We start from the raw sequence: 17,615 nt of genomic DNA, 5'->3' as shown, positions 1-17,615 counted from the left end.
GTTTGAGCATGATCTTTTCGGAAAACCGCTTCGCACTTTTCCGGATCATGCTCTAATAACACCGCGACGCGGCAATCGCGTGCACGCGGCGGTCGCCGAGCAGATGCGCGACAAAACCGTTCTTCGGAAAGATTTTTGCGAACGCGGCGTCGCGGATGCTGAGGCCGCCGGCATAGGCGCCGAAGGCCGGCATCACGGCGCGCATCCCGTCACTGGCAAAACAGCGGCGCTCCATCGAGCGGCCGCGCGCGGAGACGCGGGCCTTGGGATGCAGATGCCCGGCGATCTCGCCATGCGCGCCGGTCGGCTCGTGGCGGAAGGTGATCGGGCCGATCGCGACTTCATCCGCGATGGTGCCGCCGAGATCGCGCGGCAGCATCGGATCGTGATTACCCGAGATCCAGATCCAGTCGCGGCCGGCCTGGAGCGCGCTGACGGCCTCACGATCATCCGCCGAAAGGCGTTCATGCGCGGTGCGGTCGTGAAAGCTGTCGCCGAGGGCGATGACGATTCGCGGATCATGGCGGGAGATGACAGCAGCGAGACGGCCCAGCGTGGCGAGCGTGTCGTAAGGCGGAAGCAGCACGCCGCGGGTGGCAAAGCTGGAGCCTTTTTCCAGATGCAGGTCGGACACGACGAGCAGGCGCTGCGCTTCCCAGAACAGGGCGCCGGAGAGATCGGCGGCGAAGGTCACGTCGCTGACGGTGACTCTGGAAACGCGCATGTCCTCGACATCCCCTGAAACCAGCGCGCCTAGCGTCACGTCAAAACCTGCCCTTATCCCGTCGCCTCTTTGACGAGCTCGTCGGCGGCTTCGGCCAGCAACTCGTCTGCAGCTTCGCCATAGACTGACTCGCGGCCGATTTCCAGCATCACGGGGACGGCGAGCGGGGAGACGCGGTCGAGTTCCCGGTGCGTGATGCGGCCCTGAATGCGGGTGAGCATGTCGCTGAGGCGGCGCAGATCGAGCAGGCCGGTTGCGGCATCGGCGCGGGCGGCGCGCAACAGCACGTGGTCGGCCTGGTGCTTGCGCAGGACGTCGTAGACGAGATCGGTCGAGAACAACACCTGGCGGCGGCTCTTCTCCTCGCCGGTATGCCGGCGCGCGATCAGGCCGGAGATGATCGCGCAATTGCGAAACGTGCGCTTCATCAGGGCGGATTCGGCGAGCCATGCTTCGAGATCGTCACCGAGCATGTCAGGGTCGAACAGCGCGTTGAGGTCGAGTTTGCCGTTCCGGATCATGAACGACATGTCGCCGAGCGCCCAGATCGCGACCGCATATTCGTTGGCGACGAAGCCGAGCGGCCGCGCGCGGGCCCGCTCCAGCCTGCGCGTCAGCAGCATGCCGAGCGTCTGGTGCGCGAGACGTCCCTCGAAGGGATAGCAGACGATGTAATGCTTGTTGGCGCGGGGAAAGCTCTCGACCAGCAGCTCGCGCACCGCCGGCACGCGGGAGACGTCCCTTTGCAGCGCCAGCCAGTCGCGCACCTGCTCCGGCAAAGCGCCCCAGGCGCGGGCGTCATCGAGCAGGCGGCGAACGCGTTCGGCAAGATAGGTCGAGAGCGGAAACTTGCCGCCCATGTAGGACGGCACTTTCGGGTCCTTGTCGTTGGCACGCGAGACATAGACCTGGTCCTCGACCAGGGTCTCGTAGCGCACCACCTCGCCGCTGAACACGAACGTGTCGCCCGGGCTGAGGCCCTCGATGAAGGCTTCCTCGATCTCGCCGAGCAGCCTGCCGCCGCGCGCGATCACGCCCGTCGAGCCGCCTGCCTTTCCCTGACCGCCGCCGCGCGAGCGCACCAGCCGCACCTTCAGCATGTCGTCCTCGACGATGGTGCCGACATTCATCCGGTAGCTCTGCCGCACCTTTGGATTGGCGACGCGCCAGCGCCCCTCCTTGTCCTGCTTGATGCGGGCGAAGCGCTCATAGGTCTTCAGCGCGTAACCGCCGGAGGCGACGAAATCGACGACGTCGTCGAAATCCTGCCGTGTGAGATCCGCGTAGGGCGCGGCGGTGCGCACCTCGTCGTAGAGCTCGTCGGAGAAAAACGGCTCGCCGCAGGCACAGCCGAGCACATGCTGAGCCAGCACGTCGATGGCACCGGTGCGCAGCGGCGGCGTGTCCTGCGCATTCTCCGCGATGGCGTCGATGGCGACGCGGCACTCCAGCACCTCGAAGCGGTTCGCAGGCACCAGCACCGCGCGCGAGGCTTCGTCGAGGCGGTGGTTGGCGCGGCCGATGCGCTGCATCAGGCGCGAGGAGCCCTTGGGCGCGCCGATATTGACGACGAGATCGACGTCGCCCCAGTCGACGCCGAGGTCGAGCGAGGAGGTGCAGACCACGCCGCGCAACTTGCCCGCCGACATGGCGTCTTCGACCTTGCGGCGCTGGGCGACGTCGAGCGAGCCATGGTGAAGCGCGATCGCGAGGTTGTCGTCGTTCATGCTCCAGAGATTCTGGAACAGCATCTCGGCCTGGCTGCGGGTGTTGACGAAGACCAGCGTGGTCCTGTTCGCCTTGATCAGCTGGTAGATCTCGGGAAGCGCATGGCGCGCGCTGTGGCCGGCCCAGGGCAGCCGCTCGCTTGTGTCGAGCATCTCGACCAGCGGCGGCGCCGCGCCGCCGGCCATGACGATGTCGGCCGATTCCGCCTTGTCCTTCGGTTGCGGCACCAGGAAGCGCGCCAGCGATTCCGGCTCGGCCACCGTCGCCGACAGGCCGATGGCGCGCATCTGCGGCGCCAGCCGCCACAGCCGCGCAAGGCCCAGCGACAAGAGATCGCCGCGCTTGGACGTGACCAGCGCATGCAGCTCGTCCAGCACGATTCGCTTGAGCGAGGAGAACAGGAACGGCGCGTCGTCGGAGGAGAGCAGCAGGGCGACCTGCTCGGGCGTCGTCAGCAGAATGTCCGGCGGATAGCGGCGCTGCCGCTGCCGCCGCGACACCGGCGTGTCGCCGGTGCGGGTCTCGACCTTGATCGGCAGGCCCATCTCGGCAATCGGCCGCTCCAGGTTGCGGGCGATGTCGACGGCGAGCGCCTTGAGCGGCGAGATGTAGAGGGTGTGGAGGCCGCCGCTCCGTTGCAGGCTGCGGCCGGTAGAGACGAGCTTGTTGTCACCTCCCCCCTTGCGGGGGAGGTCGGCAGCCGCCGGCTGCCGGGAGGGGGGTAGCTCCACGAGCGGTGCCCGTGGCCACCCCCCTCCCCGCCCCTCCCCCGCAAGGGGGGAGGGAGAAGACAGCTCCACCAGTGTCGGCAAAAATCCCGCCAGCGTCTTGCCGGCGCCGGTCGGCGCGATCAGCAGCGCCGAGCGGTCCTCGCGCGCCTTGTTCAGCAGCGCCAATTGATGCGCGCGCGGCGACCAGCCGCGGGCCGCGAACCATTGCTGGAAACGGTCGGGCAGCAGCGCGGCCGGCTCGGCCGAGGATTTCAGGATGCGGGGCGGCACGGCATCACAGGTAAGCCGTGGGGGTGGGTTCGTCGAGGGGGCGGTCTTCGCCTCTCCCCGCTTGCGGGGAGAGGCGAGAGAAACAGCGGTGCCGCCCCTACTCGGACATCGGCTTGTCGGAGATATCCCAATCCTTGCCGGTGAAGGTGGAGATAAAGAGGGTCTTCATCGGCGTGTAGTCGTCCGGCGTGTAGCTGTAGGTGACGCCGTCGAGGAAGTAGGGCGAGTGGAAACCGTTGAGGTTCGAGGCCTGCTTCAGCACGTTGGCGCGGGTGAGATCGTCGCCGCAGCGGCGCAGGATCTCGCCCATGGTCACGGCCTGGCCATAGCCGGCGAACGCGATCGTGTTGTCTTGATCGATCGCCGGCGTGTACTTCTTGCGCAGCTCCTCGAACGCCATCACGTCGGGGTCCTTCTCCCATTTGGGCAGGCCGACCTCCTTGTTGTAGCGGATCGCGACGATGCCGGCGGCGTTCTCGAGACCCGCGGCGTTGAGGATCGAGCGGCCGGTCGAGCCGGCCGACAGCAGCTGCAGCGGCTTCCAGCCGAGTTCGGCGACCTTCCGGATCGACTGCGACGACGCCTTGCCGGTGGAGATGTTGTAGAACACGTCGGCGCCGGATTTCGAGAGATTGATGAGCTGGGAATCGACCGTCGGATCGGTCAGATCGTAGGTCTGCTCCATGATCACCTGGGCGGTGCCGCCGGCATCGGCCAGCACCTTCTTGAACGGACCGAGGAAGTCGCGGCCGAAATCGTCGTTCTGGTAGAGGATGCCGACCTTCGCGTTCGGCTTCACGCTGACGACGTGGCGCGCCAGGATGCGCGCCTCGGTCGGATAGAGCGGCAGGCCCGCCATCGTCCATTTGAACTCTTTTGGATTATTCCACTTCGACGCGCCGGTGTTGAGCAGCAGCTGCGGCACGCCCTTGGAATTCAGGTATTTGTGCACGGCGGTCTGCGGCGCGGTGCCGAGCGAGCCGTAGAGCGCGAGCACTTCTTCCTGCTCGACCAGGCGCCGCGTCGCCTCGACGCATTTCGGCGCGCTGTAGGCATCGTCCATGGTCAGGAACTTGACCTTGCGCCCGTTGATTCCGCCCTTCTCGTTCAGCATCTGGAAATAGGCCTCGCCGATGCGCCCGAGCACGCCGTAGAGCGAGCCGGGGCCGGAATGCGGCACGGTTTGCCCGATCTTGATCTCGGTGTCGCTGGCGCCGGCATCGTATTTCTTCTCCGCGGCCCAGACGTAGGGCGCGGGCAAGGTCGATGCAGCGATGGTGGCGAGTGCGCCGGCGCTGAAATCGCGCCGCGATGGATTCTTGGTCATTATTTGTCTCTCCCTGGTGCGCGCATTGTGCTGACATCGCCTCGCGCATCGCAAGTGAGAAGTCGCCGCTTTGCGACGCAATGACGCTTAAATGGCAGGGCCTTTAGCGCCTAGACTCAAGTTTTCTCGGCGACGACGACGAGGCCGCGCACCGGCTCGTTGTTTTCGTTGCGCGGCGAGGCCGTCTCCACCGTCAGAAGCTTGAGGCCTGCCCCGGCGATGGCACCGCGGACATATTCCGCGGAGTGGGCATAGCGCAGCCCTTCGCCGAGCACGATACCGCTGCCGTCATGCGTCTCCAGCGTGAAGGCGAGCATGCCGCCGGGCGCGAGCACGCGCCTGGCTTCGCTCAGCACCGGCGCGAGATCGGAGAGATAGACGAACGCGTCGGCAGCGACGACGAGGTTCGCGCTCGCGTCGCCCTTGCCGCGCAGGCCCTCGATCATGTCGGCGATTTCGAGCTCGGCATACAGATCCGTGGCGCGCGCCTGCTTGATCATGCCGGGCGACAGATCGATGCCGGTGAAATGATCGACCTGTCTTGCGAAAGCAGCCGCCGCAAGCCCGGTGCCGCAGCCGAGATCGATGGCGCGCTTGAACAGGGCTGGCTTCTTCGCGGCAACGCGCGCGGCCAGCACCGCCTTGAAGATCAGGGACGGCGCGCGATAGCCGAGATCGTTGATCAGGGTGTGCTCGAAGCGCGGGGCATATTGATCGAACAGCGCCTGCACATAGGCCTTGGGCATTTCGGAGAGCTGCACGTCGCCGAGGCGTATCAGATGCAGACGGGCGCCGTGCTGGTCCTCGGGATCGGACCGGCGCGCTTCGCGGAACGCGGCAATCGCCTTGTCGCGCTCGCCGAGCTGGCTGCGGATTTCGCCGAGCGTGAACCAGGCGGAGGTGAAGTTCGGCGCGAGCTCGATGGCCTGCTCGATGAGGTCGGCGGCGGCGGGCAGATCGCCCTTGAGCTGGAGGTCGCGCGCGAACTCGAAGCGGCGGTCGGCCATGAGATCGCCGGAGGTTTGGAACAGACGCAGGGGCATCGGGGAACCGATTGTCATTGCCGGGCTTGACCCGGCAATCCATCAAAAAAGGAACTCTTTAAGAGGATGGATGCGCGGGTCAAGCCCGCGCATGACGGGTGAATTTTGTGACCGGCACTCCCTATATGACGCGGATGCGTCCGCAAGACATCCTGCTGCCAGTTGCTGCCGGCCTGTGCTGCAAGCCCGGCGGCTTCCATATCGACCCCGTCCGCCCGGTCGAGCGGGCCGTGATCACCCACGGCCATTCCGACCATGCCCGCGCCGGCCACGGCGCGGTGCTGGCGACGCAGGAAACGCTCGACATGATGCGGCTGCGCTATGGCGAGAATTTTGCCGGATCGACGCAAGCAATCCGCTATGGCGAGGAGATCCGGCTCGGCGACGTCAGCGTGAAGTTTCACCCCGCCGGCCACGTGCTCGGCTCGGCGCAGGTCGCGGTGACCTGTAGAGACACCTGCATCGTCGCTTCCGGCGACTACAAGGACGCGCCCGACCCGACCTGCGCGCCTTTCGAGCTGGTGCGCTGCGACGTCTTCATCACCGAGGCGACGTTCGGCCTGCCGGTGTTCCGGCACGGCGATGCGGCCGAGGAGGTCAAGAAGCTGCTCGCGTCGGTCGCGCTGTTTCCGGAGCGCGCGCATCTCGTCGGCGCCTATTCGCTCGGCAAGGCGCAGCGGGTGATCGCGCTGCTGCGGCAGGCCGGCTACGACGCGCCGATCTATCTGCATGGCGCGATGGAGAAGATCACGCATTACTACCAGAGCCGCGGCATCGAGCTCGGCGACCTCAGGCCGGTGAAGGGCGTGAAGAAAGCGGCGCTGGCCGGCACCATCACGCTGGCGCCGCCCTCGGCCACCTCCGATCTCTGGACGCGGCGCTTTCCCGATCCGGTCACCGCGTTCGCATCGGGGTGGATGCGCGTGCGCGCCCGCGCGCGGCAGCGTGGCATCGAGCTGCCGCTGGTGGTCTCCGATCACGCCGACTGGGACGGCCTCACCGCGACCATCGCGGCAACCGGGGCCGGTGAGATCTGGGTCACCCACGGCCAGGAAGACGCGCTGGTGCATTGGTGCCAAAGCAAGGGTTTGCGGGCGCAGCCGCTCGATCTCGTCGGCTATGGCGACGAGGAGGAGAGCGAGGCGCCGATCGTTGACGAGGCCGAGGCATGAACCGCTTCGCCGAACTGCTGGACCGCCTCGCCTACGAGCCCGGCCGCAACAACAAGCTGCGGCTGATCACCGGCTATTTCCGCGAGGTCGGCGACCCCGATCGCGGCTACGCGCTGGCCGCGCTGACCGGCGCACTCAGCTTCAAGCACGCCAAGCCGGCGCTGATCCGCGACCTGATCGCGTCGCGCACCGATCCGGTGCTGTTCGGGCTGTCTTACGATTATGTCGGCGACCTCTCGGAGACGGTGGCGCTGATGTGGCCGAGGCGGTTGCTTGGTCATGGTGAGTCTTTTCCGGGCCACCCCTCTCTCCCGCCCTCCCCCGCAAGGGGGGAGAGAGCGCAGCGGAGCGCGCGGCCACCGGCGAGCACCACGACTGACAGTGATTCAGCGAGTGGTCGACGCACCTCTCTCACCGTTCCCGCCCCCCTTGCTGGGGAGGGTCAGGGAGGGGGGTGCCGCGGGCGAGATGCCAGCGATGCGCTCCACCCGAGCAAGCACAACAACCCGCCTCCCCCAACCCTCAGCGAAGTCGTCACCACGCTCCGCACGCTCGGCAAGACCGAGCTGCCGAAGCAGCTTGAACGCTGGCTCGACGAGCTGGATGAGACCGGCCGCTGGGCGCTGCTGAAGCTCGTCACCGGTGCTCTGCGCATCGGCATCTCCGCACGCCTGGCGAAGACCGCAGCGGCCGCGCTCGGCGACAAGGATCCGCATGACGTCGAGCTGATCTGGCCGGGTCTCAGCCCCCCCTATCTCGACCTGTTCGCCTGGCTGGAGGGCCGCGGCGACAAGCCGGTCAATCGCGATCCCGCCCCGTTCCGTCCCGTCATGCTCGCGCATGCGATCGAGGACAATGATTTCGCCGCGCTCGATCCGGCCGACTACATCGCCGAATGGAAATGGGACGGCATCCGCGTGCAGGCGGTGGCGGGCCGCGACGAGCGCGGCCACATCACGGCACGGCTCTATTCGCGCACCGGCGAGGACATCACGGGCAGCTTTCCGGACCTCGTGCCGTCGCTGCGCTCACCCGGCGCGATCGACGGCGAGCTTCTGATCCTGCGCGAGGGCCGTGTGCAGAGTTTCAACGTCCTGCAACAGCGGCTCAACCGCAAGGTCGTCTCGCCGAAGCTGATCAAGGAGTTTCCGATTCACCTGCGCGCCTATGATCTGCTCGGCGACGACGAGAATGATCTGCGCGAGCTGCCCTTTGCGGAGCGGCGCGAGCGATTGGAAACGTTCATCGGGAAGATCGACGATTCCCGCATCGATCTGTCGCCGACCGTCCCCTTCGCGAGCTGGGACGCACTCACCGCCGCACGGGCCGATCCCGCCAGCGCGGGCGCCGGCGAAGACGCGGACGCCGTCGAAGGCGTGATGCTGAAGCGGCGCGATGCGCCTTATCTCCCGGGGCGGCCGAAGGGACAGTGGTGGAAGTGGAAGCGCGATCCGCACATCATCGACGCCGTGCTGATGTATGCCCAGCGCGGCCACGGCAAGCGCTCGTCCTACTATTCCGACTATACATTTGGCGTCTGGACGGGCGATGAGCTGGTGCCGGTCGGAAAAGCCTATTTCGGCTTCACCGACGAGGAGCTGCTCCAGATCGACCGCTTCGTCCGTCGCAACACCACGGAAAAATTCGGCCCCGTGCGCCATGTCGTGCACGAGCCGGACAAGGGGCTGGTGCTGGAGGTCGCCTTCGAGGGCCTGCAGCGCTCGCCGCGGCACAAATCCGGCGTCGCGATGCGCTTCCCCCGCATCAGCCGCCTGCGCTGGGACAAGCCGCCGCGCGAGGCCGACCGGCTGGAAACGCTGGAAAAGATGCTGAAGGCGGAGGCGGCGGAGGTTGGAGCGTGACAGGAGCGCACCCTCTCCCGCTTGCGGGAGAGGGTCGGGGAGAGGGTATCTCCGCATTGGGATTCCCCAAGAGGAGAGAACCCTCACACCCGCGCCTTCGGCGCAACCTCTCCCGCAAGCGGGAGAGGTTGCAGCGAGCCCGCCGCATGTGCTGTCCAAATTAAAACGCGGTAAGCTGATTGACGGGTGAATGCGGGTTCCCCATCTGCCCCGCCGTGCCCTATAATCGGGTCGAATCCGCCAAGGAGTTTTTCGCGATGGCCCAAGACGTCAGAGATGTGCCGGCCGGCCGCAGCGATGGGCTGAACCGCTTTCTCGGCGGTTCGCCGCTGGCGGTCGCGTTTCGCCTGGTGCTGCTCTCGATCCTGGTCGGCGTCGTGCTGGCGGCGATCGGCTTCGATCCCTGGAACATCATCTACAGCATTCGCCTGCTGTTCCAGCGTCTCTGGGATCTCGGCTTCGATACCGTGAACTGGGTGTGGCGCTATTTCCTGCTCGGCGCGGTGATCGTGATCCCGATCTGGCTGCTGATGCGCGTCTTCGGCGCGCCGCGCGGGCGATAGAGCCTTTCGCGCGCGGCCTGCGCAGGCACCTCATGTCGTCCGCGATGGTGCAATCAGGCGATTGGTCGGGTAGACGCAACTGATGCACGCGCCCGTTCATCCCAAAGTCGGCTCCCGCCAGGTGTTCGCCATCGCCGGTCCGGCGATGGTGGCGAACCTCACCACGCCGCTGATCGGCGTGGTCTCGACCACGGCGATCGGCCGGCTGGACGATCCCGCGCTGCTCGGCGGCGTCGCGATGGCCTCCGTCATCTTCGACTGCCTGTTCTGGCTGTTCGGCTTCCTGCGCATGAGCACGCTCGCCTTCACGGCGCAGGCGCTCGGCGCCGGCGAGACGCGCGAGCTGACCGCGATCCTCGTGCGCGGCTTCATCGTCGCCGGCTTGATCGGCGCAGCGCTGATCGTGCTGCAATTGCCGCTGGCCGCCGCGCTGTTCGACCTGATGGGCGGCAGCGAAGGCGTCACGGGCGCGGCGAAAACCTACTTCGTGATCCGGATCTGGTCGGCGCCGCTGGCGCTCGCCAACTACGTCATCCTCGGCTGGCTGGTCGGCCAGGCCCGGGCCAATCCGGCGCTCGCGCTCCAGGTCGTCATCAACCTCGTCAACATGGCGGCGACGATCCTGCTTGTTCTGGTCTACGACACCGGCATCGCGGGCGCAGCGATCGCAGCGCTGCTGTCCGAAGCGGCCGGATTCGGGCTCGGCGTGATCGTGTGCCGCCGCTATGCGGATGACGGATTCGCGGTGCCATATGCAGCCCTGTTCGACCGCGACAAGCTGATGCGCCTGCTGGCGGTGAATTCCGACATCCTGATCCGCACCGCGGCGCTTATCGCCGTGTTCCTGTTCTTCACCGCCAAGGGCGCGCGGGCCGGCGACGTCACGCTGGCCGCGAACTCCGTGCTCAACAATTTCCTCCTGGTCAGCGCTTTCTTCCTCGACGGTCTCGCCAACGCCGCGCAGCAGCTCTGCGGCCGCACCTTCGGCGCGCGCGACGCCAAAGGGTTTGCGGACTCGACCCGGCTGGTGCTGCTGTGGGGGCTGGGCTTTGCACTGGTCGTCTCGGTGCTGTTCGCCCTGTTCGGACCGCGCCTGATCGATTTCATGACCGCCAGCGACGCCGTTCGCCGCAGCGCGCGCGAATTCCTGCCGTTCGTCGTGCTCGCGCCCATTCCTGGCGTGTTCGCCTTCGGCTTCGACGGCATCTATATCGGCGCGACCTGGGCGCGCGAGATGCGCAATCTGATGCTGGCCTCGCTCGCGATCTTCCTCGGCACCTGGTGGGCGCTGCAATCGTTCGGCAATGCCGGACTGTGGTGGGCGCTGATCGCCTCCTATGTCTCGCGTGGCGGTTTGCAGGCCGCGCGCTATCCGGCGCAGTACAGGAAGACGTTTCCGAAATCGTAGCCCGGATGCCTTGGCCTACATCCCCGGCCAGTCTTCCGCCGTGAGCGTCGCCGCGTCGGCGCCGACGATCTCGGACAGCGAATCCCTCCCGGTGCGAAGCAGCGTCGAGGTGAGGTCGCGCTTGATCTCGTCGACGAGGCCGAGGCCCTTGTAGACCAGCGACGAATAGAGCTGGATCAGGCTCGCACCGGCACGGATCTTCGTCAGCGCGGCGCCGCCGGAATCCACGCCGCCGACGCCGATCAGCGGGAACGCGCCCTCGACGCGCACATAGGTCTCCGCGACCATCCGCGTCGACAGACGGAACAGCGGCCGGCCGGACAGACCGCCCTGCTCCTTGGCGCGCATCTCCTCGCGCAACGTGCTCGGCCGCGCGATCGTGGTGTTCGACACGATCATGCCGTCGACGCGGCGCGAGCGCGCGACCTGCACGACGTCGTCGAGCTGGGCGAGGCTAAGGTCGGGCGCGATCTTGAGCAGCACCGGCGTGTCGCCGGCCTTCTGACGCACCCGCTCGCGCGCGTCGATCACCCTGGCGAGGAGATCGTCGAGCAGCGCGCCTTCCTGCAGATTGCGCAGGCCCGGCGTGTTCGGCGAGGAGACGTTGACGGTGAAATAGCTCGCCACCGGCGCGAAGGTCTCGATCAGCTTGACGTAATCGCCAACGCGATCCGGCGAATCCTTGTTGGCACCGACATTGACGCCGACGATGCCCCCGTGCTGCGCGCGCGCGGCGAGCCGGCGCAACGCAACGTCCGCGCCGTCATTGTTGAACCCCATGCGGTTGATCACGGCCTCGTCGCGCTCGAGCCGGAACAGCCGCGGCCGCGGATTGCCGCTTTGCGGCTTCGGCGTCACCGAGCCGATCTCGACGAAGCCGAAGCCGAGCCGCAGCAGCGCGTCCGGCACCTCGGCGCTCTTGTCGAAGCCGGCGGCCATGCCGATCGGATTGGGGAAGTTGAGCCCGAAGGCGCGCACCGCGAGCTTAGCATCGTCAGCACGCGGCTTGACCGGCGGCAGGAAGCGCAGGCCCTGGATCGCGAGGCGATGCGCATCTTCCGGATCGAGCCAGCGCAGCACCGGCAGCGAGAGAGCGTCGAAGGCGCGGATCACGGGGCCAGCTCCGGGACATCATGGCCGCCATCGGAGCGCATGTTGAGGTTCATCACCGAGAGCACGGCACCGAAATCGAGCTCGCCATAAAGATGCGGAAACAGCTGCTCGTTGCGCGAGCGCTCCCAGCGCAGCTCACCGCCGAGCGCATCGCCGTCGACCTCGACCAGGAACAGCGCGCGCTGCCCGAAATAATGCTTGCGCAAGGTCTCGGGAACCTGGGCCGCGGTCGAGAAATGGATGAACCCGTCGCGCGCGTCGTCCGCGCTGCCCCGGTACACGCCTTGCCGTTCCGCCTCGCGCCAGGCCGAGGCCGGACAGATTTTGTAGATCTTGACCACCGCTTGCGCAGCCCTGTTTGCCGTTGAGTCGGCTCGTTGAGCCAGCTCATCGAGTCAGCTCATTGAGTCTCTTGGGGTTTTTCGTCTCTTGCAGGTCTGAAAACCCGGGCGCGACCGTAGAGGCGGCCCCTTCCGAACTCAAGCCTTGGCTGTCGCCTCTTGCGCGAAAAACGGAAAACCGATTGATTTGAGGACAGTTTTCCTGAGATGCGACGGGCTGGAGACCTTCCATGGTCAGGCAGGCCAAAGCGCAGAGGATGCTGACCCACGACCAGATCTGGGTCGCACTGGATCGGCTGGCGGCGCGCGCCGGCCTGTCGCCGTCGGGCCTTGCCAAACGCGCCGGGCTCGACCCCACCACCTTCAACAAGTCCAAGCGGGTCACCTCCGACGGCCGCGAGCGCTGGCCCTCCACCGAATCGATCGCGAAAGCGCTGGCGGCGGCAGATTCGTCGATCGACACCTTCGCCAGGCTGGTCGGCGACGATTCGGGCGACGGCCGCTCGGTGCCGCTGCTCGGCCTCGCGCTGGCCGGCGCGAGCGGCGCCTTCGACGAATCCGGCTTTCCCATCGGCAAGGGCTGGAGCGAGTTTGCGTTTCCCGCCGCCGAGAACAGCCACAGCTTCGCGCTTCAGATTTCCGGCGATGCGCTGCAGCCGGCCTATCGCGACGGCGATGTCCTGCTGGTCTCACCCGGCACACCGGTCCGGAAAGGGGACCGCGTGGTGGTGAAGACCAAAGCGGGCGAGGTGACGATCGCCACGCTGAAGCGCCGTACGGCGAAGGCGCTGGACCTGCGGCCGCTCAACGCGGCGCAGGCGGAGCGGACGATGACGGTGGGCGAGCTGGCGTGGATCGCAAGGATCGTGTGGGCGAGCCAGTGAGGGCTGCACGCCCCTCACGCGCTCCGCGCCAGCGCCCCGTCGATCATGTTGACCGCGTTCTGCACACCATACACCGCGACGAAGGAGCCGAAGCGCGGGCCCTTCTCCTGGCCGAGCAGCACCTGGTAGAGCATGTTGAACCAGTCGAGCGTGACGCCGGGGCGGCCGTCCTTGCCCTTCTTGACCTGGTCGAGAAATGGCTCGCGGCGGCCGATCTCGTAGACGACGTTCTGGATGTCCTCGGCCGAGGCGTCCGGCGTGAGTTGCGACAGCGCATCGCGCAGATCCTGCAGCGCCGCGCGCTCGGTCTCGGTCGGTTCGCGGAACTGCTTCGTCGGAGCCACGAAGTCGCGATAATAGTTGATGGCGTAGCCGACCATCGCGTCGAGCTTGGGATGCGTCTGCGGGCTCACGCCGGGACGATAGCGGCCGATGAAGCCCCACAGCGTCTCGGCATTCTCGGCGTTCGACGACGACACCAGCGTCAGGAGGAGCTGGAACGTGACGGGCATGTCGCCCTTCGGCGGATGGCCGCTATGGACATGCCAGACCGGATTGCCGAGCTGCTGCTTGGCGTCCTGCTTGGCGAAGCCGTCGATGAACTGCTGGTAGTCGTCGACGTTACGCGGGATGACATCGAAATACAGCCGCTTGGCCGCCTTCGGCTCGCGATACATGAACAGCGACAGCGATTCCGGCGAGGCGTAGCGCAGCCATTCGTCGATGGTGAGGCCGTTGCCCTTCGACTTCGATATCTTCTGGCCCTTGTCGTCGAGGAAGAGCTCGTAATTGAAACCTTCCGGCGGGGTGGCGCCGAGCGCCCTGGCGATGGCACCGGAGAGCTTCACCGAATCGATCAGGTCCTTGCCGGCCATCTCGTAGTCGACGCCGAGCGCGACCCAGCGCATCGCCCAGTCGGCCTTCCACTGGCATTTTACATTTCCGCCGGTGACCGGCGTCTCGACTTCCACGTTCGTGTCGGGATCGACGTAAGTCACCGTGCCGGCCGCGACGTCGCGGCGGATCATCGGCACTTGCAGCACAACTCCGGTGGTCTTGCTGATCGGCAGGAAGGGCGAATAGGTCGCGCGGCGGTCGGGTCCGAGCGTCGGCAGGATGATCGCCATCACCTTGTCGTAGGCAGCGAGCATCTTGAGCAGCGTCGCGTCGAAACGGCCGGACGTATAATAGTCGGTCGAGCTCGCGAATTCGTAGTCGAAGCCGAAATGATCCAGAAACGCGCGCAAGCGCGCATTGTTGTGCGCGCCGAAACTGTCATGCGTGCCGAACGGATCGGGCACGCGCGTCAGCGGCTTGCCGAGATTGGCTTCCAGCGGCGCCTTGTTCGACACGTTGTCCGGCACCTTGCGCAGGCCGTCCATGTCGTCGGAGAAGGCCAGCAGGCGCGTCCTGATCTTGTCCTCGGTCAGAACGCGGAAGGCATGCCGCACCATCGAGGTGCGTGCGACCTCGCCGAAGGTGCCGATATGCGGCAGGCCGGATGGGCCGTAGCCGGTCTCGAACAGCACCTCGTCCTTCGGACTTTTCTTCAGCCGCGCGACAATGGCCTTCGCCTGCTCGAACGGCCAGGCGTTGGATTGTTCGGCGAGCGCACGCAGGTCGCTCGGATTCGCAGCAAGATCAATAACGGACATCAAGGGGCCTCCGGGCCGCGGAAAATAGCGATTTCCGGGCAGAATGCAATTTTGCGGGCGGGTGTCAGACCCTCGCCCTGAGGAGCGCGCATTTCGCGCGCGTCTCGAAGGGCGAGGCCACCAGCGGGGCCTTCATCCTTCGAGACGCTTGCTGCGCAAGCTCCTCAGGATGAGGAACCAAGAGCGGCGATGCAGCTAAAACGGGCTCACCGAAAAATACCGCAGCCACAGATCGGTGTAGCGGCCTTTTTCCCAGACCCGGAACAGGGCCCAGTTCAGGGCCTGGCGCAGCACGTCGTTGCCCTTGCGCACGGCGATGCCGATGCCCTCGCCGAAGAAGCGGCTCTCGACGAAGGGGCCGCCGGAGAAGGCGCAGCAATCGCCGGAATCCGTGCCGTTGATCCAGAACGCGAGCGAGATGGCGTCGGCGAAGATGAAATCCACCTCGCCCTTGCGAAGCGCGGTGCGGAGCGCGTCGTCGCTGGGATAGGAGTGCAGCTCGGCGTCTGTGAACATCGCCTTGAGATAGGCTTCATGCGCGGAGCCGGCGATGACGCCGACCTTCTTGCCCTCGAGATATTCCGGGCGGATCTCCGGCATCACCGCGTCCTTGCGCGAGGCGAAGCGCGCGGGCACGCGGTAGTAGGGATCGGTGAAGTCGACGCGGGCGCGCAGCTGCGGGCTCACCGCCATCGAGGCGATGATGGCGTCGCCCCGGTTGGAGGCGAGCGCGTCCACCAACGTCTCGAAGCGGCGCATCTGCACCGTGCAGGTGACCTTGATCTCCTCGCACAGCGCGCGGGCGAGATCGACGTTGAAACCGGCCGGATTGCCGTCGGCCCCGGTGTAGTTGAAAGGCGGATAGTCGGTCTCGGTCAGGAAGCGGATCACGGTCAGGCGCGACAGGTCCGGCCGCTCCGGCCGCCGTCGCGGGTCCCAGAAGCCGGGCACTGCCTGGGGGGCGGCCTGGGGCGTGACCTGCGGGGTGGCCTGGGGCGCCGCAGGAGGTTTTTTGGCCGGAGCCTGGGCCTCGGCGCCCGGCAGGCCGGCGAACAGGCACACGCCGACGGCCAGCGCCGTCAGCAAGCCACCGGCAGATTTCGACGATTTCGCCTGTTGCGATGGAGCCATCGGCCAGAAATGAACGAATTTCGTTGGGATCGGAGGGCCTTATAAACCATCCGGCCGGGAACGCGAGCGCCGATTGCAGTTGATCGGACGCCTAGAGATACCGCTTCAGCTCGACCGCGGCCTCTTCCGGCGTCCGCTTCAGGTTGAACGGCGAGACGAAGCGGCCGTCGCGGTCCATCAGATAGATCAGCGCGGTGTGGTCCATGGTGTAGTCGCCGTCCTTGGTCGGGACCTTCTTGGCGTAGACCCGGTAGGAGGTGATCACCTTGGCGGTCTCGGCGGGATCGCCGCTGAGACCCTCGAGATGCGGGTCGAAGCTCGACAGATAGTCCTTCATCGTCGCCGGCGTGTCGCGCTCGGGGTCGACCGAGATGAAGATGGCGTTGACCTTGTCGGCGTCCTTGCCCATCGCGCGCAGCACTTCCGAGATCTCGAACAGCGAGGTCGGGCAGACGTCGGGGCAATGGGTGTAGCCGAAGAAGATCAGGGTCGGCTTGCCCTTCAGGCTCTTGTCGGTGACGGCCTTTCCGTTCTGGTCGGTCAGCTGGAACGGGCCGCCGATTGCCGCCGGCTGCGCCACCTTGCCGACCCCGCCCATGGCCCAGAACATGATCAGGAGCCCGACGACGAGGCTTGCGGCGAAGGCGGTCGCGATCACCAGCGGACGGGCGGCGGAGCTCATGAGCGGAAAACTTCCTGTCGGGAGTCAGAAGCAGGCAGCGAAGCCGGTCCTGATCATTTCGAAGAACACCTGGCTGCCGTAGTGGAACCAGAGCGCGAGCGCGCCGAGCACGACCAGCCCGCCGATCCCTGCACCTGCCAATAGCAGCACGGACGGCATCCAGCCGGCAGTGGGCGAATTGTCCTGTAGCGGGTGGGCCGGATGCACTGGTTGAGCCATGACAATGACCGGGACGAAAACCCCGGTTCCCAGGTTTTCAGATAAGCTTTAGCCCGCCTGCGGGCAAGGCGCCGCTGGCGGGCTAAAACGATCCCGTCATGCTGATGATGTCAGTGCAGGAGCTGGCCCCGAGCGGACTCGATCCGCTCGGATTGCGGGAGAGACCGGCGCGTTGGCTTGATCGCCGAGGCCTGTGCGTCCATGTAGCAGGGCTTGTACATGGCCTGGAGCTGCTTGCCCTTCAGAAAGAGCATGTGTGGTGTCAGGCCACCGCGCTGGTTGATCCAGCGCCTCACCTGCGAGGGGTACATCGCATAGAGCATCTGGGTTGCTTCGGAATTGGTGACGGCGCGGCCATTGGCGCCGAAATCCCAGGCGGCGTGGAAGCCGAGCGTCGCGCTCGAGGTCACGCAGATGCGGTCATGCGGGATGGCGCCAAGGACGATGGTGCAGGCGGAAGCGCAAAGGCCGTCGATGATGACGGTTTCGCCCGATTGCCGCAGGTCCTGGTATTTGTCGACGTAGGTTCCGATCCGGCCGCCGCGGTCATCCGCGATCCGAACCACCGCGTGAGAAGCCCCCATGCCCGCGATCAGGAGAACCGCCGCGAGCAACCCCGTCAGAAACTTCATTGTCCCCCGCCCCAGTCGAATTCGAATCTGCGTGTCAGGTGGTGATGCGCTGCTAGCGTCCGTCGTAACCGAGGTTTTGTCTAGGCAGGCCGGCTTACTCAAACCAAATTCAAATCCAGTGTTGCGTCCG

16 protein-coding genes are annotated in these 17,615 nt (G+C 66.3%); 5 read left to right on the top strand and 11 right to left on the bottom strand.

Annotation, left to right across the window (positions count from 1 at the left end; translation table 11 throughout):
- Positions 1-52: 52 nt before the first annotated feature.
- From pdeM to OC450_RS33800, 4 genes are all read right to left on the bottom strand, one after another.
- A complete protein-coding gene (gene pdeM, locus OC450_RS33815) occupies positions 53-724 on the bottom strand; it encodes a ligase-associated DNA damage response endonuclease PdeM (RefSeq protein WP_211380999.1) in 672 nt (223 codons plus the stop codon).
- 53 nt (positions 725-777) lie between these two features.
- Complete coding sequence (locus tag OC450_RS33810; protein ID WP_262049454.1) at positions 778-3,453, bottom strand: ligase-associated DNA damage response DEXH box helicase; 2,676 nt, start codon at positions 3,451-3,453, stop codon at positions 778-780.
- Positions 3,454-3,550: 97 nt separating this feature from the next.
- Positions 3,551-4,780, bottom strand: a complete 1,230-nt coding sequence (locus tag OC450_RS33805) for an ABC transporter substrate-binding protein (RefSeq protein ID WP_256809467.1) — start codon at positions 4,778-4,780, stop codon at positions 3,551-3,553.
- Between the two features lie 116 nt (positions 4,781-4,896).
- A complete protein-coding gene (locus OC450_RS33800; RefSeq protein WP_262049455.1) occupies positions 4,897-5,823 on the bottom strand; it encodes a class I SAM-dependent DNA methyltransferase in 927 nt (308 codons plus the stop codon).
- Positions 5,824-5,957: 134 nt separating this feature from the next.
- Between OC450_RS33800 and OC450_RS33795 the strand changes: the two genes are divergently transcribed.
- From OC450_RS33795 to OC450_RS33780, 4 genes are all read left to right on the top strand, one after another.
- On the top strand, positions 5,958-6,995 hold the full coding sequence (locus tag OC450_RS33795) for a ligase-associated DNA damage response exonuclease (RefSeq protein WP_211382364.1): 1,038 nt from the start codon (positions 5,958-5,960) through the stop codon (positions 6,993-6,995).
- Positions 6,992-8,857, top strand: coding sequence for a cisplatin damage response ATP-dependent DNA ligase (locus OC450_RS33790; RefSeq protein WP_211380996.1), 1,866 nt, complete (start codon positions 6,992-6,994; stop codon positions 8,855-8,857). The genes OC450_RS33795 and OC450_RS33790 overlap by 4 nt, the downstream gene beginning before the upstream one ends.
- 257 nt (positions 8,858-9,114) lie before the next feature.
- A complete protein-coding gene (locus tag OC450_RS33785) occupies positions 9,115-9,420 on the top strand; it encodes a DUF6460 domain-containing protein (RefSeq protein ID WP_211380995.1) in 306 nt (101 codons plus the stop codon).
- Positions 9,421-9,502: 82 nt separating this feature from the next.
- Positions 9,503-10,828, top strand: coding sequence for an MATE family efflux transporter (locus OC450_RS33780; protein WP_211380994.1), 1,326 nt, complete (start codon positions 9,503-9,505; stop codon positions 10,826-10,828).
- Positions 10,829-10,843: 15 nt separating this feature from the next.
- Here OC450_RS33780 and OC450_RS33775 read toward each other — a convergent pair whose 3' ends face one another.
- Entirely contained in the window at positions 10,844-11,941 is a 1,098-nt protein-coding gene (locus OC450_RS33775; RefSeq protein ID WP_211380993.1) for a quinone-dependent dihydroorotate dehydrogenase, read from the bottom strand.
- Entirely contained in the window at positions 11,938-12,282 is a 345-nt protein-coding gene (locus tag OC450_RS33770; protein ID WP_211380992.1) for a DUF952 domain-containing protein, read from the bottom strand. The genes OC450_RS33775 and OC450_RS33770 overlap by 4 nt, the downstream gene beginning before the upstream one ends.
- Positions 12,283-12,512: 230 nt before the next feature.
- Between OC450_RS33770 and OC450_RS33765 the strand changes: the two genes are divergently transcribed.
- Positions 12,513-13,166, top strand: coding sequence for a helix-turn-helix transcriptional regulator (locus OC450_RS33765; RefSeq protein WP_256809469.1), 654 nt, complete (start codon positions 12,513-12,515; stop codon positions 13,164-13,166).
- 14 nt (positions 13,167-13,180) lie between these two features.
- Here OC450_RS33765 and OC450_RS33760 read toward each other — a convergent pair whose 3' ends face one another.
- The 5 genes from OC450_RS33760 to OC450_RS33740 form a co-directional block, all read right to left on the bottom strand.
- Positions 13,181-14,821 carry a lysine--tRNA ligase gene (locus tag OC450_RS33760; protein WP_256809470.1) on the bottom strand — a complete coding sequence of 547 codons (1,641 nt, stop codon included), beginning with the start codon at positions 14,819-14,821 and terminating at the stop codon, positions 13,181-13,183.
- 195 nt (positions 14,822-15,016) lie between these two features.
- Positions 15,017-15,952 carry a transporter substrate-binding domain-containing protein gene (locus OC450_RS33755; protein WP_211380989.1) on the bottom strand — a complete coding sequence of 312 codons (936 nt, stop codon included), beginning with the start codon at positions 15,950-15,952 and terminating at the stop codon, positions 15,017-15,019.
- A gap of 91 nt (positions 15,953-16,043) precedes the next feature.
- Positions 16,044-16,634 (bottom strand): SCO family protein, encoded by a 591-nt coding sequence (locus tag OC450_RS33750; RefSeq protein WP_211380988.1) that lies wholly within the window; start codon positions 16,632-16,634, stop codon positions 16,044-16,046.
- Positions 16,635-16,658: 24 nt separating this feature from the next.
- A complete protein-coding gene (locus OC450_RS33745) occupies positions 16,659-16,853 on the bottom strand; it encodes a hypothetical protein (protein WP_262049453.1) in 195 nt (64 codons plus the stop codon).
- 110 nt (positions 16,854-16,963) lie between these two features.
- Positions 16,964-17,485 carry a hypothetical protein gene (locus OC450_RS33740; protein WP_211380986.1) on the bottom strand — a complete coding sequence of 174 codons (522 nt, stop codon included), beginning with the start codon at positions 17,483-17,485 and terminating at the stop codon, positions 16,964-16,966.
- Positions 17,486-17,615 lie beyond the last annotated feature (130 nt).

The sequence above is a fragment of the Bradyrhizobium sp. Bra78 genome (assembly GCF_024519855.1).
Taxonomy (GTDB): Bacteria; Pseudomonadota; Alphaproteobacteria; order Rhizobiales; family Xanthobacteraceae; genus Bradyrhizobium; species Bradyrhizobium japonicum_G.
The sequence above is the reverse complement of the archived record's forward strand: the minus strand, read 5'-3'. Positions and strand labels throughout refer to the sequence as shown.

What these genes read in the sequence shown, in the direction of transcription:
- pdeM (WP_211380999.1), bottom strand. Translation starts at nt 724, where the DNA reads ATGCGCGTTTCCAGAGTCACCGTCAGCGACGTGACCTTCGCCGCCGAT.
- OC450_RS33805 (WP_256809467.1), bottom strand. Translation starts at nt 4,780, where the DNA reads ATGACCAAGAATCCATCGCGGCGCGATTTCAGCGCCGGCGCACTCGCC.
- OC450_RS33800 (WP_262049455.1), bottom strand. Translation starts at nt 5,823, where the DNA reads ATGCCCCTGCGTCTGTTCCAAACCTCCGGCGATCTCATGGCCGACCGC.
- OC450_RS33795 (WP_211382364.1), top strand. Translation starts at nt 5,958, where the DNA reads ATGCGTCCGCAAGACATCCTGCTGCCAGTTGCTGCCGGCCTGTGCTGC.
- OC450_RS33790 (WP_211380996.1), top strand. Translation starts at nt 6,992, where the DNA reads ATGAACCGCTTCGCCGAACTGCTGGACCGCCTCGCCTACGAGCCCGGC.
- OC450_RS33785 (WP_211380995.1), top strand. Translation starts at nt 9,115, where the DNA reads ATGGCCCAAGACGTCAGAGATGTGCCGGCCGGCCGCAGCGATGGGCTG.
- OC450_RS33780 (WP_211380994.1), top strand. Translation starts at nt 9,503, where the DNA reads ATGCACGCGCCCGTTCATCCCAAAGTCGGCTCCCGCCAGGTGTTCGCC.
- OC450_RS33765 (WP_256809469.1), top strand. Translation starts at nt 12,513, where the DNA reads ATGGTCAGGCAGGCCAAAGCGCAGAGGATGCTGACCCACGACCAGATC.
- OC450_RS33760 (WP_256809470.1), bottom strand. Translation starts at nt 14,821, where the DNA reads ATGTCCGTTATTGATCTTGCTGCGAATCCGAGCGACCTGCGTGCGCTC.
- OC450_RS33755 (WP_211380989.1), bottom strand. Translation starts at nt 15,952, where the DNA reads ATGGCTCCATCGCAACAGGCGAAATCGTCGAAATCTGCCGGTGGCTTG.
- OC450_RS33750 (WP_211380988.1), bottom strand. Translation starts at nt 16,634, where the DNA reads ATGAGCTCCGCCGCCCGTCCGCTGGTGATCGCGACCGCCTTCGCCGCA.
- OC450_RS33745 (WP_262049453.1), bottom strand. Translation starts at nt 16,853, where the DNA reads ATGGCTCAACCAGTGCATCCGGCCCACCCGCTACAGGACAATTCGCCC.
- OC450_RS33740 (WP_211380986.1), bottom strand. Translation starts at nt 17,485, where the DNA reads ATGAAGTTTCTGACGGGGTTGCTCGCGGCGGTTCTCCTGATCGCGGGC.